Raw genomic sequence first — 14,850 nt, forward strand, 5'->3', positions numbered from 1 at the left:
GAATAATGCATAAAAGCCCTCACATTTTAGCAAATACGAGGGCTTTTAGGGAAAAAATGTTTCTAAAATTTTTAAATGCTTCAGGATACCGACTGCACAAGTTTCAACCAGGCCAATTCAATTGATCTTTCAATGCCTTTGGCATCCAGCCCGGCCTGTTGCAGCATCTGTGCATGTGAAGCCTGATGCATGAAGATGTCTGCTAATCCCAAATTCAAGATTGGTTTAACAATTTGCGCCTGAGCTAAATACTCATTCACTGCACTGCCTGCCCCAGCCATCACGGCATGTTCTTCTACAGTCACAAACAGGCTGGTGGTTACAGCCAGTTGATCAATGATTTGTTCATCCAGAGGTTTAACGAAGCGCATGTTTACGACACGCACACCAACATCATGACTGTCTGCCAAGACTTGTGCCGCTTCTACCGCCGCACTGACACGGCTACCGAATGCCAGAATACTAATCTGTTCATCTTGATGTTCATTAAAACTGGCCACAATTTCTGCTTTACCAATGTCCAGAGTAGTCAATTGCGCTTGAATTTCAACACCGATCCCATTACCACGCGGATAACGTACTGCTGCAGGTCCCTTATATAAATAGGCGGTATGCAACATTTGACGACATTCATTTTCGTCTTTAGGCGCCATAATCACCATATTGGGTACGGTACGCATAAAGGCATAGTCATAGGCACCAGCATGGGTTGGGCCATCTTCACCCACCAACCCTGCACGGTCAATGCCGAAAGTGACATCCAGATTTTGTAAGGCTACATCATGAATCAGCTGGTCATAACCACGCTGCAAGAAGGTCGAATAAATCGCAACAACAGGCTTCAGTCCTTCACATGCCATACCGGCAGCTAATGTCACAGCATGCTGCTCGGCAATCGCCACATCAAAAAAGCGTTCAGGAAACTGTTTGGCGAACTGCACCATGCCTGAACCTTCACACATGGCCGGCGTAATGGCCAGCAAGCGCTGATCTTGTGCAGCTTCATCGCATAACCATTGTCCAAACACATCGGAATATTTTGGTGCTGCATTGCTTGAAGATGTAGCATTTAATTTACTGATGGCATGGTACTTAATCTGATCGGCTTCGGCCGGCGCAAAGCCCTTGCCTTTTTTGGTATAGACATGAATTAAACGTGGGCCTTTACGTTTTTTTAAGGCATTAAATACCTGTACCAGCTGATTGACATCATGCCCGTCGAACGGACCAAAATAGTCAAAACCAATGGCTTTAAACAGGTTGTCCGCAGCTTCAGTAGCAGCACAGTGCAAACGTGAATTGTAAGTCCATTCCGGATGCGGCTGGATATACGCTTCGCCCTCATCAGTAATATTCACTGATTCACCGCGTTCCCAAATGGCAGCCAAATGTTTGGCAAACCCCCCGGTACTGCATGAAATAGACATGTCATTGTCATTCAGCACCACCATAAGGTCGGCCTGATGGGCAACGGCATCATTCATGGCTTCAAAGGCCATACCGGCCGTCATTGCACCATCGCCAATAATGGAAACCACTTCACACAGATCTTTCTGGTAACGGCGTGCCAGTGACATGCCTAAACCCGCAGAAATTGCAGTAGAAGAATGACCAACGCCAAAGGTATCGAATACCGATTCTTCACGCGCCGGAAAAGCAGCCAGACCGTCTTTGGCACGAATGGTAGTCAGTTGCTCACGGCGACCGGTTAAGGCTTTATGCGGATAGGCCTGATGACCGACATCCCAAATCAGGCGATCATGCGGGGTATTAAAACTATAGTGCAAAGCAACGGTCAGTTCGATTACACCCAAATTGGCACCGAAATGGCCACCACTCTGTCCTGCCGCATACAAAATGTACTGACGTAACTCATCCGCCACTTGTTCTAATTGGCTGCGCTCGAGCAATCGTAATTGTTGGGGATGATCAATTGCATCCAGCAACGGAGTTACAGGGCGGTGAGTCGGTATTTCTGTATACAACATAAATGGCAAAGCCTTCTAAAGCCTGGCAAATCCTAAGCTAGGTAAACGGGTTATCGAGCACAATGGTCGAATTGTATCACCTTTAAATCAGCCACATTCCTAGCGATGCAGTTTAGAGGCAAATCTCTATACTGGGTGTTTGTTCATGAGCGAGATTATCCTGAATAATCTTACTATTTATCAACCATTATCGTTCGCTTTATACAAAAAAGAAAATCTTCTGCATAAATTCATCTTTACAATTCAACTAATGTCCAAGCATTCAGCTATACTTTAGCTAATTAATGAACTATTTAACGAGTTAAGCAGTGCCTATAGAGTTTGTCGCGACTTCAAGATTACCAACCGCTTTTGGTGAATTTAAAATCACGGTATTTCAAGACCCTAACACAGGTGAAGAACATGTAGCTCTTTCTAAAGGCTTAGACACTCCCCCTACTGAACCGGTATTGGTGCGGATTCATTCTGAATGTTTAACCGGTGATGCCTTTTCTTCACTCAAATGCGATTGCGGTCCACAGCTTCAAGCCACACAAAAATTAATCAATGAAGTCGGTCAAGGCGTGATTCTGTATTTACGTCAGGAAGGCCGCGGCATTGGACTGACCAACAAGATCCGTGCCTATGCCTTGCAGGATCAGGGCCATGATACGGTCGATGCCAATTTAATGCTGAACTTGCCGGCGGATGCACGAAGCTATGACATGTGTACCATCATGCTCGACCATTTGCAGGTCAAACAGGTGAAATTGATTACCAATAATCCTTCAAAGATTCAGGCGCTACAAGAACTGGGTATTGAGGTGGTCGATCGTGTGCCGCTTACCGTCGGCTTAAATCCGTTTAATGCCCAGTATTTAAAAACCAAACATGAACGCATGGCGCATATGTATAAGAAAGGCGACTTCTAATCCTCTTTTTCCATACCCCCGACTTTGATACAAATCCACCCCAACCCTCCTTTACTAAAGGAGGGTGTTGTCTTATTTAAAAAAGAAGATTTGTAGGGATTAAATAAGATTAAATCGTCATCGAGAAAATACGGTTTTCCGGAACACGGCGTTTTAGGCGCAAATCAAAAGCCATACAGATATTACGTACAAAAGGTTTGCCTTGCTCAGTCACTGTGATGCCCTGCTCGTCAATCTGTAACAATTGATCCTGCTGCATTTCTGCAAGTTGCAGCAAAATTTCGGGCAATTCAGGAAACTGCATAGCTTCGGACTGCCAGGACGTGCTGAATGTACACATCAAATTCAAGATATGTTCGCGGATGATTAAATCCTCTGTATTCAGCACATGACCTTTGACCACTGGAATTTCATCCAGCTCTAAACGTGCATAATAATCTTCCAGTTTTTTTTCATTTTGCGCAAAGCTGTACCAGCTGTCACTAATGGAAGAAATTCCCAGGCCAATCATCACTTGCGTTTTGGATGAGGTATAGCCCATAAAATTACGGTGCAAAGTTCCGGCCTGAAAAGACTGATACATGCTGTCCCGGCTTAAGGCAAAATGATCCATACCAATTTCATGATAGCCATGCTTTAAAAGCTGCTTCTTGCCTTCTTCATAAAGCTGGCGCTTCAGCTGATCTTTAGGTACATCGGCATCTTTAAAACCACGCTGGCCATTGCCCTTAATCCACGGCACATGCGCATAGCTATAAAATGCCAAACGGTCTGGCATTAAACTCTTGGTTTGATCAATGGTATTCAGCACATCTTGCAAACTCTGAAAAGGCAAACCAAAAACCAGATCATGGGAAATGGACGTATAACCAATTTCACGTGCCCACTCTGTTACACGCTGTACATGTTCAAAAGGCTGCATCCGGTGGATGGCTTTTTGCACGGTTTGATTGTAGTCCTGCACACCATAGCTGACTCGACGAAAGCCCAGATCATATAAGGCTTGCAGATGTTCACGGGTGGTATTATTAGGATGCCCTTCAAAACTGAATTCATGCTCGGCAACCACCTCTGCCTTTGCCAAGATGCCTTGAATTAGCTGTTGTAAATGCTCCACCGAAAAGAAGGTCGGTGTGCCGCCTCCCAAATGAATTTCTTTAATTTTCGGCGTTGTTGCCAGCAACTGGCAATACAAGTCCCATTCTTTGAGCACAGCCTGAATATAAGGCTGTTCCATCTCATGCTTTTTGGTCACTTTTTTATGGCAACCGCAGAAAGTACACAGGCTTTCACAGAAAGGCAGATGGATATACAGACTGATGCCTTCGCTTTGGTTAGATTCATCAAAGGAACGCTTTAAGGTCTGTTTCCACAGCTCAAGCGAAAATGGCTCGACTTCCCAATACGGTACCGTTGGATAACTGGTATAACGGGGTCCTGGCACATTATATTTTTGAATTAAAGAACTCGTCATAGTTGCTATCTACTCTCTACTGCAACAGCCAGTTATACCCATAACCAAGCCAATATTTTGCATCACATATTTAACCCATTTTGCTGAGCTTGATCATAGAATTCAACCTAGTGAAAAAGTCGGGATATTTTTCAGTGCTCACTTCGAAGCAAAGCCTGAACAAAAATGATTGCATCCGTTTCAAGAAAACATCCTGCTGCATAAAATCCTTAATCTTTTATACAATTTATGTTTTGATGTGATGAGTTCTTTAATAATCCCCCATGAGCGTTCTGATGCAACATCCGACTTCTAATGATATTCAACGTGTGCATGATTTTTTAGTCGATTTACAGGCACGTATTTGTGCTGCCCTTGAACAACAAGAAGTAGCCGGCGGCGGCACGGCTAAATTTGAAATTGATGACTGGCAGCGTCCTGAAGGTGGTGGTGGTCGTTCACGGGTCTTGCAAAACGGCAGCGTCATTGAAAAAGGTGGCGTGATGTTCTCTCACATCAACATTGCTAAACTCCCCGCTTCTGCCACAGAACGCCATCCACAAATTGCCGGTGCTAAAGCCCAGGCTATGGGTGTGTCTTTAGTGATTCATCCGAAGAATCCCAATGTGCCGACTTCACATGCCAACGTGCGCCTGTTCGTGGCCGAAAAAGAAGGTCAGGATCCAGTGTGGTGGTTTGGTGGCGGTTTCGACTTAACACCATTTTATCCAAATGATGAAGATGTTTTGGCATGGCATCAAAAGGCTCATGATTTGTGCACACCATTTGGTGATACGTTGTATGCAGAACACAAAAAATGGTGTGATGATTATTTCTATTTAAAACATCGCGACGAACAGCGTGGTATTGGCGGCTTATTTTTTGATGATTTAAATCAGTGGGACTTTGAAACCTGCTTTCAGTATATGCAGGCTGTCGGCAATGGTTACCTGGAAGCGATTGTTCCCATCTTTCAACGCAATCAGGATAAACCGTATAGCGAAGCACAGCGCGATTTCCAGCTTTACCGTCGTGGCCGTTATGTCGAATATAACCTGGTCTATGACCGTGGCACTTTATTTGGTCTACAAACCGGTGGCCGGATTGAATCGATTTTGGTCAGTATGCCCCCATTGGCAGCCTGGTCGTATCGTCCCGAATGGGAGGAAAATTCGCCTGAAAAATGCTTAACCGACTATTATCTCAAACCGCATGACTGGTTGAGTGAACTTAAAAAATAACAAAGTTTTTATCCCTTTTTCACTACAGAAAAAGGGATTTTTCACTGAAATAACTTTTGAAAAAATCGACACTTAAAATATTTAAATAATTAAAATCAATATTTTAATTTAATTAAGATACTCAACCAGGCTATTAATGCAAGAAAAACCGACATATTTCCTTACAGCACTAGACACTAGTGTGTCACAAAAATCGTTTAGACTGGATCATGATATTCATGACCTATACTGATTTAATCAGCATGGATAAATACAAAAAAGTATGCTTGAAGGAGAAACGATGCTCAACACAATGTTAAATAATAAGGTGATTTTATTTTGGTGTATTTTAACCCTGATCGTGTGTTCTATCACCATTACCTTGCTTTCACATAACACCCTTGCAGACAGCGTGTCGATTAGCTTTACCGTATTTGCAGGTTTTGCCCTATTTTTTACTGCAGCCATGTGGCTGGAAGATACCATTCGCGAAATTTGTAATCCTTAACAGGATTTAACTTCACCGCTTTAACGATTTCCCCCCTTCTTCCTTCTTTGTCATTTTTCCTTTCCGTAGTGGCTTTAGCCTGCAGGAAAAATCACGTATATTGAATGCCATTTCCGCACACGGACCTTGTGAAATGAGCAAACAATTTGCCGTGATTGGCAATCCAATCGAACAATCACGTTCTCCAGAACTGCATCATGCTTTTGCCAAAAAAACTGGCATTAACCTGAGCTATAGCAAACGCCTTGCCCCACTGGATGGCTTTGCAGCCAATATCCAGGAGTTTTTTGCTCAGGGCGGTATGGGCATGAATGTGACCGTGCCCTTCAAAGAGCAAGCTTTTGCAGCCTGTGCCGTATTAACTGAACGTGCCAAAATTGCCAAGGCAGTCAATACCCTATGGATGCAGGATGGCAAGCTGTATGGCGACAATACCGATGGTCAAGGTCTGGTCGATGCTATCAAGGCCCTAGATTGGAAACTCGACAATAGCGAGCTGTTAATTATTGGTGCGGGCGGTGCAACCCGTGGTGTCATCTACCCCTTGGTACAGGCGGGTGCGAAAAAAATTGTCATCGCTAACCGGACTTTAGCACGCGCAGAACAACTGGTGGCCGATTTACAACAAGCAGTTCCTCAAGCCACTCTTGCAGCCATTTCATTGCAAGACCTGGCCGGTGATTTTGACATTGTCATTAATGCCACTTCAGCAAGTTTGAGCGGTGATGCTCTAGTTTTACCTGAAAGTCTTCAATTTAAGCATGCCTATGAAATGGCCTATGGCAAAGCTTCCAGCTTTTTAGATCAGGCCAAAGCACGCGGTGTTCCAACTTCAGAAGGTTATGGCATGCTGGTTGGACAAGCGATCGAATCTTTCTCGATTTGGAACGGGGTCAAGCCTGAGCTCAAAGATTTTCTTTAATAAATGGTATTAATAAAATAATTGAAAAGAAGTAAACCTCTGCTTCTTTTCAGTTTTTATCAGCATACATGGTTTTCAATTGGATTTTATGACATTCATATTCTTTTATAAATATTCCTTATTATAAGAATAAAAATTCGTTATCTTTATTTATAAACCACTAATAACATGATCATTTAATTATATTTTTATATAAAAATTCAAAAATAACATGCGCAAAAAATAGTACCAGACACTATAATTTATTTAAACATCAAGCAGGATCACCAGCTCTTCAATTCGCCTTTCTGACATTTCTCTCAGGCTGCATCATCAATGTATTTTTATCAACAATGTGAATAATCAAATTATCGATTCGAATAATCCAATACTATTTCTAAATTAGGATTAAGACTATGCCAGCATATAAAGCCCCTTTGCATGATATTCGTTTTTTAATGAACGAAGTGCTTGATTACCCGGCACACTACAAAACGCTTTCAAATGGTGAAGCAGCGGATGCTGACACTGTAGACATGATTCTTGAAGGTGCGGCAGATTTCTGTGAAAACGTACTTTCTCCACTCAACCAGTCTGGTGATGAAGAAGGCTGTCACTTTGAAAATGGTGAAGTCAAAACACCAAAAGGCTTTAAAGAAGCCTATGACCAGTTCGTGCAAGGCGGCTGGCAAGGTTTGTCTTTCCCTGAAGAATTTGGCGGTCAAAACCTGCCGCAATCTTTAAACCTGATCAAATCAGAAATGATGGGTACTGCGAACTGGTCATTCCAGATGTACCCGGGTTTAAGTGTCGGCTGTATGAACACTATTCTTCAGTTCGGTACTGAAGCACAAAAAAATACCTATATGCCTAATCTGGTCACGGGTGAATGGTCAGGTACAATGTGTCTCACCGAACCACAATGCGGTACAGACTTAGGCCAGGTCAAAACCAAGGCTGAACCAAAGGCAGATGGTACCTATGCCATTTCAGGGACTAAAATCTTCATCTCTGCCGGCGAACACGATTTAACAGAAAATATCATTCACATCGTTCTCGCACGCCTTCCAGATGCTCCTGCCGGGACCAAAGGTATTTCGCTATTCATCGTGCCAAAATTCATGGTGAACGCGGATGGTACAGTGGGTGAGCGCAACCCTGTAAGCTGTGGTTCAATCGAACATAAAATGGGGATTCGTGCTTCTGCAACAGCCGTGTTGAACTTTGACAATGCAACGGGTTACCTGATTGGCGAACCACACAAAGGCTTACATGCCATGTTCACCTTCATGAACACTGCACGTATCGGTACTGCGATTCAAGGTATTGCACATGCAGAATTGTCTTTCCAGGGCGCACTGCCTTATGCCAAAGAACGTATGTCGATGCGTGCCCTTTCAGGTAAAAAAGACCCTGAAAAAGTAGCTGATGCGATCATTCACCATGCTGACGTGCGCCGTATGCTCCTCACTCAAAAAGCGATTGCTGAAGGTGGTCGTGCAATGATTTATTATGCTGCGCAACTTGCCGACAAAATGGCGGATGCTTTAATGCATGGTGATACCGCAGCATATGAAGCGCATGATGACCACTTAGGTTTCTACACCCCTATCCTGAAAGGTTTCTTGACGGAATTGGGTTATGAAGCTGCCAACCACGGTATGCAGGTGTATGGCGGTCATGGCTACATTAAAGAATGGGGTATGGAACAGATTGTTCGTGACTCACGGATTGCTACCCTGTATGAAGGTACCACCGGTGTGCAGGCACTTGACCTGATTGGTCGTAAAGTCCTGCTAACTTCTAAAGGTAAAGTGATTCGTGAGTACACTGCTGAAATCTTGAAGTTCTGTGGCCAACAAGCACGTAACAAATATATGCGTCGTTTTGCCTGGGATTTAACCAAGCTTTGCGCACAATGGAATGCACTCACCGTTCGCATCATGCTTGCTGCACGTAAGGACCGTGACATCGTGTCTTCAGCTTCGGTTGATTTCTTGATGTTCTCAGGTTATGTGATGATGGCTTATTTCTGGGCGCAGCAAGCTGCGGTTGCTTCTGCAAAACTTGCTTCTGGTGAAGGTCAGGAAGTACCTGAGTTCTACAAAGCTAAAATCAAAACAGCTGATTTCTACTTCGAACGTATCCTGCCACGTACTCAAGGTCATGCGGAAGCAATGGTCAATCCATCCAAGACCATGACTTCACTGGTACCTGAACACTTTAGCTTTGATTACTAAGTTCCAAAGTGAAGTTCCAATTCTAAAATGAATAAAAAGAGCGCTACGGCGCTCTTTTTTTCACTACAATAATCTCAATGTCATCGCGGTTTTGAACAGCATAAAATAATAAAAAATCAATCCGGTGACCTGTTAGATGAAAAAATTATTTTCGTTTCTAAGTCGCTTTTATCAGCCATATAGTGCAACCGTCCCTTTGGATGCGCATCATCTCGAGCAAGAATTTGATTCTCCTGATTCTGCCAACTTAGGAGATGCTGCCCAACCGATTACCCTGATCAGAACAGGACTGGGTAATTATCATATTGTTCAAGGCTTGGCGCTCGACCACCGAAATCAATTTTTATACACCACTCATGTCGAGGGCCATCCAGAACAGGGCGTGATTAATCGATTTAAGCTAAACAGTTCCAACTTATGGTCGGCACAGGATGCGCAAAAACCCTCTCCGCTTGTGGGTCATCAAGGTATTTGCGTCGATCCACAGAGTGACTTTATGTTAGCTTCGGCAGGATCCGGCATTCCCAATAAAGGCTGGTATATTTTAAAATTTCAATATATGCCCAATGCAGAACCTATGAATACCCAGGTTATTCAGGTATTTGATAAAAGATACAATAAAATTACCAATACCATGCCTTCAATCACGCCGGATGGTAAATATCTACTGGTGCGAGGTAATCACCATAAAACAAATGTGATCCGTATTTTTAAATTCGATTTAATCACTCAAAAAAATTTAACCGATATTCGCTTTTTATATGAAGATGAATGGCCGATTGATGCAGGTTTCACGCAGGATCGCTGTGCATTTCAGGGCCTGAGCACCGATGGAACTTATATCTACCTGTTAAGCGGAAATAAAAATAAAGGCCCAAAAAGAATGTATATTTATGACTTCGCAGGCAAACTGGTTCAGAAAATGGATGCTGTAACGCTCGGTCATTTTGATGCTTCATCCAGTCATGCCATTCAATATTGGGAGCCAGAAGGTCTAACGGTCGATAGTCAAAACCATCAGCTCTACATTTTATATAGCATAGGAAATACTGGACAATTCTTGGGCCGTATTTATCGAATGAAAATTAATACCTAGAAAATAAATTCTATGAAGCTTAAATATTTACAGGCTATTTTTACAATCGATCAAATAAAAATCAGGATGAGATTTTTATTTTAAAATACTGACTTCAACACTCTCTCGAATAATGAAAATTTAACTTAATAACTTTCATATAATCACCATTAAGGTAAAAGGTACTATCTTATGATTAATTCTTATCATATTCAGGTAGTGCACTATATCGCCTGTTTTCTGTATGTGCTGTGCGACTCTCAAATACATAAACAAATAGCCTATTGTCTTTGCTTAAAGCCATCACCATTTTATATATTTATCCCACAAAGTTACTGAAATTTTACACTGCCTTTAATGTAAGGAGCCTATCTTATTAAGGCGAATTTTAAACAATAAACTTTAAAGGTTGCCAATATGAAAGCGATTACAATGAAGAAAATGATTCACTGTGTAGCAGTAAGTGGTGTATTAAGTTTTGCTGCATCTCAAAGTATGGCAATGGAGCATCAAGCAACGAATGATGGCAAAACTCATTCTAAAATGTCGCACGATGCTCATGAGCGTTTAACCGATAGTCAAGTGATCAAGGTGGTAAGTACAGCGAATAACGGTGAGATCATGCAGGCAAAAACTGCCTTGCCCAAACTAAAAATGGATCAGAGCCGTAAATATGCCCAGTTGATGATTAATGCACATTCATCGAATGAGAAAAAAAGCCAGGCTTTGGCAAGTCGTCTAAAGTTAACGCCTCAAGCGAGCAATATCAGTACATCCTTGCAAAATGAGAGCGATAAAATAACTGAAAAGCTGAGTCAATCAACAGCAACGGATAAAGACTACATGATGAGCCAGGTTAAAGTACATCGTAAAGTTCTAATGACTATTGATAAGCAATTGATGCCAAATGCTAAAAATTCTGAATTAAAAAATATGCTTACACAAACCCGGACCGCGGTGGCTAAGCATTTGCAAATGGCTGAACAAATCGTTGCAAAGATGAAATAGCATAAAATTCAGTATATTATTTAATCACACATTCCTAACCAGCCTGGCATCAATAAGCTAGGCTGGTGAATACTTTTTTTATGTCTCACACTATTTTTTTAAATAACTTCATCCACGTCAAGTTTGAATATTAAATAAACTTTTCCAACACCGAATTCAAAAACACATGCCCCTGCTCTGTACAAGACAGACAGTTTTGATCTTCAACCATCAATTTACGTGAACGTAGCGATGTTAATAGCTCATTCAAACCATCTAAACTCAAACCTGTACGCTCGTGATAAAGTTTTGCTTCTACGCCATCATTTAAACGTAGCGCATTCATCATAAATTCAAACGGCATGTCTTCATCTTCAATCTTTTTAAATTGAAGATGCTCTGCCGGCACTTTGGCTAAATAATCTTTCGGTAAACGGGTTTTCTGGAAACGGTACACGCCATCAGGTCGTGTCACTTTAGCGTGTGCCCCTGCCCCAATCGCCAGATAATCGCCAAATTGCCAGTAATTTAAATTATGCGCAGAAGGTTTTTCCTTACGCCAAGCTGATACTTCATAATTCACAAAACCGTTGGCTTTTAAATAAGCCTCGCCCTGTTCCTGAATATCTTCCAGCACATCGTCCACAGGTAAAACCGGTTGGGTACGGAAAAATACCGTATTCGGCTCAATGGTCAGTTGATACCACGACACATGGGTTGCGCCATTTTCCATCGCCAGTTTTAAATCATTTAAGGCTTGTTCCAGAGTCTGTTCAGGCAGTCCATGCATCAAATCGACATTGACGCGTTCAAAGCCTGCTTCACGGGCCAAATGAATGGCATTGATCGCATCATCATTACTATGGATACGCCCCAATTTTTTCAGGTGTTCTGTATTAAAACTCTGTACACCAATCGAAAGGCGGTTGATCCCGGCCTCTAAATATCCCGCAAAGGGATCATGCTCCACTGTTCCCGGATTGGCTTCCAAAGTAATTTCACAGCCATTTTCAAAAGGAATCAGTGCTTTTAACTGGCTAAATAGCCATTGATAACCTTTGGCAGAAATCAGTGACGGCGTACCTCCACCAATAAATACGCTATGAATTTTACGCCCTTGGGCAAAATCGATCTGGGTTTTAAAGTCTTCGACCAAAGCCTGTAAATATTGCTGTTCCAAATCTAAGGACAGTTTTCCATCCGGGACGGCATGCGAGTTAAAGTCACAATACGGACACTTACGCACACACCACGGCATATGAATGTATAAAGATAAAGGAACCAGTGCAGGATTTAATTCAGCCAAGGAACAAGCTCGAAATGGGTAAAGGAAGATGCATATTTTAACATGACTGCATCAGGACACCGATAAAATCTCACAATGAATATCAGTACACTAGAAAAAACTACAGAAGAATTAAATTGTTAGAATGATGAAAATATCTGCTCAGTTATTGTTGCTCATGCCCCTGACTCTGGGGATTGGTATCGCCATGACCTTTCAGACTGCAATCAACAGCCAGTTAAGAGAATATTTAAATTCCCCCTTACAAGCTGCCCTTTTATCTTTTCTGATTGGTACAATACTGCTTGCCATATTGGTGTTTTTTCAGCCGGTAGAAAAACCGGGATTTGCAACTTTTGTGCAACTGCCATGGTATTTATGGTTGGGCGGATTTCTGGGCGTGTATGCCATTAGCCTCAGTATTTATGCCGCTCCCAAACTCGGTTTTCTAACCCTGTCCGGTTTAATTATTTTTGGTCAACTGCTCACTTCAATGGTTTTAGATCATTTTGGTTTACTGGGCACAGAAAAAACACCGGTTAACTGGCAACGTCTGTTAGGTGGCGTAGTGATTTTTATTGGTGTGCTTCTCACTTTACAACGCTAACACCTCATTATTCTAAGCACATGATGAGTAATTTTTGTGTCTAATGCCTCATCGGTTACAACGACCCGTTATGAATTAAAACAACTTTTTCATTTGATGATTCCAATTTTGGTGACTCAATTTTCCCAAGCCGGTCTGGGACTGATTGATACCATTATGGCGGGACATCTGTCTCCGGTTGATCTTGCCGCCATTGCTGTCGGGGTAGGCTTGTGGATTCCGGTCATGCTGCTGTTCAGCGGCATCATGATTGCCACTACACCTTTGGTTGCTGAAGCCAACGGCGCACGTACACCTGAAAAAATTGCCACCATTGCTCGTCAATCGCTATGGATCGCATTGATTCTGGGGATCATCGCTGCGCTGATTTTACAAGTCATGCCGTTCTTGCTACCTGTATTGGGTGTACCTGAAGTCTTGCTGCCCAAAGCCAGCTTGTTCCTGCATGCCATTGGTTTGGGTATGCCTGCCGTAACCATGTTTTCAGCACTACGTGGCTATTCGGAAGCACTGGGTCATCCACGCCCTGTGACTGCCATTAGTCTGGTGGCATTAGTTGTTCTGGTACCGCTCAACTTTATTTTCATGTATGGCTTGGGGCCGATTCCTGAATTAGGTTCAGCAGGTTGTGGCTTTGCCACAGCTATTTTGCAATGGCTGATGTTTATCGCTTTGGCCATCTATGTGTTTAAAGGCAAGGCTTATGCTAAAACCCAGCCCTTTGCAGCCTTTGAAAAGATGGATACTTACTGGATTAAGCGCATTTTAAAACTCGGCTTACCGATTGGTTTAGCCATCTTTTTTGAAGTGAGTATTTTCAGTACCGCCGCCATTGTACTCAGCCCACTGGGTGAAACCCTGGTGGCAGCGCACCAGATTGCCATTTCCGTCACCTCACAACTGTTTATGATTCCCATGTCACTGGCCATTGCGCTGACCATTCGTGTCGGCATCTATTATGGGGAAAAAAACTGGCAGGCGATGCATAAGGTGCAATATCTGGGCTTGGCCACCGGCACTGTGTTTGCCATCGCCACCATGGCATTGATCTGGTTTTTTCGGCCAGAAATTGTTTCTATTTACACTTCGAATTATGACGTGACTCAAGTCGCGCTGTATCTGCTGCTATTTGCCATGGCCTATCAGCTGATGGATGCCTGGCAGGTCAGTGCGGCTGGTTGCCTGCGCGGTATGCAGGACACCAAAGGCCCGATGTGGATTACCATGATTGCCTATTGGGTAATTGCCTTCCCGGTCGGTGTTTATCTGTCACGCTTCACCGAGATGCAGGCTGCCGGTGTCTGGGTCGGCTTGATTGTCGGTTTAACTGTCGCCTGTGTATTATTATTAACCCGTTTATATATGAACAATAAACGTTTAGTGCAGCGGGTTTAATTCACAAACCAGCGATTTACTTATAAAAAAGCGAAGTTTTGACTTCGCTTTTTTTTAAAGTCTTCACTTTTTAGTTAAGTGCTTATTGCTGTGCAGCAATCGCATCTTTTAAGCCTTGGTCACTCCTCGAGCACAAAAATGCACATCATCTTTGCCTGTTAAATAACGATAAATTTTCATCACATATCATATGTATTAAACCTAGGCATTATTCTAATTTGCTTCAAATGTACCGTGGGATAAGAAAATCTACCGCAACTCTCTCAAAATAGCTAAAAAT

Annotated in this window: 13 protein-coding genes; 9 read left to right on the top strand and 4 right to left on the bottom strand. The window is 42.7% G+C overall.

All coding sequences use genetic code 11. The features are described from left to right. Positions 1–80: 80 nt before the first annotated feature. Complete coding sequence (gene dxs, locus WAE57_RS08985; protein WP_337710175.1) at positions 81–1,988, bottom strand: 1-deoxy-D-xylulose-5-phosphate synthase; 1,908 nt, start codon at positions 1,986–1,988, stop codon at positions 81–83. Between the two features lie 308 nt (positions 1,989–2,296). Between dxs and ribA the strand changes: the two genes are divergently transcribed. Beyond that, a complete protein-coding gene (gene ribA, locus WAE57_RS08990) occupies positions 2,297–2,899 on the top strand; it encodes a GTP cyclohydrolase II (RefSeq protein ID WP_337710177.1) in 603 nt (200 codons plus the stop codon). 109 nt (positions 2,900–3,008) lie between these two features. On the opposite strand, the gene hemN is transcribed toward ribA, so the two are convergent. Next, positions 3,009–4,373: an oxygen-independent coproporphyrinogen III oxidase gene (gene hemN / locus WAE57_RS08995; protein ID WP_337710179.1), complete on the bottom strand. Its 1,365-nt coding sequence runs from the start codon at positions 4,371–4,373 to the stop codon at positions 3,009–3,011. 275 nt (positions 4,374–4,648) lie between these two features. On the opposite strand from hemN, the gene hemF reads away from it, so the two are divergent. The 6 genes from hemF (at position 4,649) to WAE57_RS09025 (ending at position 11,304) form a co-directional block, all read left to right on the top strand. Further along, positions 4,649–5,593: an oxygen-dependent coproporphyrinogen oxidase gene (gene hemF, locus WAE57_RS09000; RefSeq protein WP_337710181.1), complete on the top strand. Its 945-nt coding sequence runs from the start codon at positions 4,649–4,651 to the stop codon at positions 5,591–5,593. A gap of 280 nt (positions 5,594–5,873) precedes the next feature. Next, on the top strand, positions 5,874–6,080 hold the full coding sequence (locus WAE57_RS09005; RefSeq protein ID WP_086195801.1) for a hypothetical protein: 207 nt from the start codon (positions 5,874–5,876) through the stop codon (positions 6,078–6,080). A gap of 133 nt (positions 6,081–6,213) precedes the next feature. Then, positions 6,214–7,002, top strand: a complete 789-nt coding sequence (gene aroE / locus WAE57_RS09010; RefSeq protein ID WP_337710184.1) for a shikimate dehydrogenase — start codon at positions 6,214–6,216, stop codon at positions 7,000–7,002. Between the two features lie 395 nt (positions 7,003–7,397). After that, positions 7,398–9,221, top strand: a complete 1,824-nt coding sequence (locus tag WAE57_RS09015; protein WP_337710186.1) for an acyl-CoA dehydrogenase C-terminal domain-containing protein — start codon at positions 7,398–7,400, stop codon at positions 9,219–9,221. Between the two features lie 136 nt (positions 9,222–9,357). After that, on the top strand, positions 9,358–10,317 hold the full coding sequence (locus WAE57_RS09020; RefSeq protein ID WP_337710188.1) for a hypothetical protein: 960 nt from the start codon (positions 9,358–9,360) through the stop codon (positions 10,315–10,317). 396 nt (positions 10,318–10,713) lie between these two features. Continuing rightward, entirely contained in the window at positions 10,714–11,304 is a 591-nt protein-coding gene (locus WAE57_RS09025) for a DUF4142 domain-containing protein (protein WP_337710189.1), read from the top strand. A 130-nt stretch (positions 11,305–11,434) separates the two neighbouring features. On the opposite strand, the gene hemW is transcribed toward WAE57_RS09025, so the two are convergent. Then, on the bottom strand, positions 11,435–12,589 hold the full coding sequence (gene hemW / locus WAE57_RS09030; protein ID WP_337710191.1) for a radical SAM family heme chaperone HemW: 1,155 nt from the start codon (positions 12,587–12,589) through the stop codon (positions 11,435–11,437). A 124-nt stretch (positions 12,590–12,713) separates the two neighbouring features. Between hemW and WAE57_RS09035 the strand changes: the two genes are divergently transcribed. Together WAE57_RS09035 and WAE57_RS09040 are read left to right on the top strand one after the other, a co-directional pair. Next, on the top strand, positions 12,714–13,175 hold the full coding sequence (locus WAE57_RS09035; RefSeq protein ID WP_337710194.1) for a DMT family transporter: 462 nt from the start codon (positions 12,714–12,716) through the stop codon (positions 13,173–13,175). Between the two features lie 36 nt (positions 13,176–13,211). Continuing rightward, positions 13,212–14,570: an MATE family efflux transporter gene (locus tag WAE57_RS09040; RefSeq protein ID WP_337710196.1), complete on the top strand. Its 1,359-nt coding sequence runs from the start codon at positions 13,212–13,214 to the stop codon at positions 14,568–14,570. Between the two features lie 108 nt (positions 14,571–14,678). On the opposite strand, the gene WAE57_RS09045 is transcribed toward WAE57_RS09040, so the two are convergent. Then, complete coding sequence (locus tag WAE57_RS09045) at positions 14,679–14,750, bottom strand: DUF1737 domain-containing protein (protein ID WP_237787152.1); 72 nt, start codon at positions 14,748–14,750, stop codon at positions 14,679–14,681. Between the last annotated feature and the right edge of the window lie 100 nt (positions 14,751–14,850).

Source organism: Acinetobacter sp. NS-4, assembly GCF_037402435.1.
Classification (GTDB): domain Bacteria; phylum Pseudomonadota; class Gammaproteobacteria; order Pseudomonadales; family Moraxellaceae; genus Acinetobacter.

Excerpts from the sequence above, each read along its gene's own strand:
- WAE57_RS09005 (WP_086195801.1), top strand. The coding sequence starts at position 5,874 with ATGCTCAACACAATGTTAAATAATAAGGTGATTTTATTTTGGTGTATT.
- WAE57_RS09015 (WP_337710186.1), top strand. The coding sequence starts at position 7,398 with ATGCCAGCATATAAAGCCCCTTTGCATGATATTCGTTTTTTAATGAAC.
- aroE (WP_337710184.1), top strand. The coding sequence starts at position 6,214 with ATGAGCAAACAATTTGCCGTGATTGGCAATCCAATCGAACAATCACGT.
- WAE57_RS09025 (WP_337710189.1), top strand. The coding sequence starts at position 10,714 with ATGAAAGCGATTACAATGAAGAAAATGATTCACTGTGTAGCAGTAAGT.
- dxs (WP_337710175.1), bottom strand. The coding sequence starts at position 1,988 with ATGTTGTATACAGAAATACCGACTCACCGCCCTGTAACTCCGTTGCTG.
- WAE57_RS09020 (WP_337710188.1), top strand. The coding sequence starts at position 9,358 with ATGAAAAAATTATTTTCGTTTCTAAGTCGCTTTTATCAGCCATATAGT.
- hemF (WP_337710181.1), top strand. The coding sequence starts at position 4,649 with ATGCAACATCCGACTTCTAATGATATTCAACGTGTGCATGATTTTTTA.
- hemN (WP_337710179.1), bottom strand. The coding sequence starts at position 4,373 with ATGACGAGTTCTTTAATTCAAAAATATAATGTGCCAGGACCCCGTTAT.
- WAE57_RS09035 (WP_337710194.1), top strand. The coding sequence starts at position 12,714 with ATGATGAAAATATCTGCTCAGTTATTGTTGCTCATGCCCCTGACTCTG.